Here is a 1021-nt window from a genome sequence, read left to right on the forward strand (position 1 = left end):
CGAGCGTCTCGGCCATCTGGCGCGCGGCGAGCGACACGGCGTCGGCGCCGGTGGCCTCCGGGGCCGGACGCTGGGCGAAGATGATGCCGGGATAGAGCGGGTCCTTCTCGACGCGCTCGGCGATGCGGTTCATCGTCGCCACGGCTTCCACCGGATAGGCGCCGGCGGCCGACTCGGCCGACAGCATCACGGCGTCCGCCCCCTCGTAGACCGCGATCGACACGTCCGACACCTCGGCGCGCGTCGGAACGGGCGCCGAGATCATCGACTCCAGCATCTGGGTCGCGACCACCACCGGCTTGCCGGCCTTGCGGGCGGCGCGGGTGATGCGCTTCTGGATGCCCGGCACGGCTTCCAGCGGCAGCTCCACGCCGAGATCGCCGCGCGCCACCATCAGCGCGTCGGACAGTTCGATGATCTCGTCGAGGCGCTCGACGGCCTGCGGCTTCTCGATCTTCGACAGGAGGAAGGCGCGCCCGCGGGCGATCTTGCGGGCTTCGGCGAGGTCGTCCGGGCGCTGGATGAAGGACAAGGCCACCCAGTCGACGCCCTCGGCGAGAACCGCGTCGAGATCGCGCCGGTCCTTGTCCGTGAGCGCGCCGGTCGCGAGCTCCGTGTCGGGCAGCGACACGCCCTTGCGGTCGGAGATGCGCGTGCCCGCCACGACGCGGCAGCGAAGGCCGTGCTTGTCGGCGGCGACGCAGACGAGTTCGAGGCGCCCGTCGTCGATCAGCAGGCGATGGCCGACCTGAACGGCTTCCAGGATCTCGGGATGGGGCAGGTAGACGCGGTCGCGGTCGCCCGGCTCGGGATTGTCGTCGAGGGTGATCTCGTCGCCCGGCTGGAGGTCCACCTTGCCTTCCGCGAACTTGCCGACGCGCAACTTCGGCCCCTGGAGGTCGGCGAGGATGCCGATGGGGCGCCCGACGGCGGCCTCGACCGAGCGGATGCGGCGGACCAATTCGCGCATCAGGTCGTGGTCGGCATGGCTCATGTTGATGCGGAAGACGTCCGCGCCCGC

General features: G+C 71.2%; 1 protein-coding gene. It reads right to left on the bottom strand.

Features of this window, described 5'->3' with window-relative positions; translation table 11 throughout:
* Nucleotides 1–1021, bottom strand: a 1021-nt coding sequence (pyk, locus tag FZN60_RS28515) for a pyruvate kinase (protein WP_158877792.1), incomplete at both ends; no start/stop codon positions are given.

Origin of the sequence: Antarcticirhabdus aurantiaca (genome assembly GCF_009765365.1) — a bacterium.
Classification (GTDB): Bacteria; Pseudomonadota; Alphaproteobacteria; order Rhizobiales; family Rhizobiaceae; genus Antarcticirhabdus; species Antarcticirhabdus aurantiaca.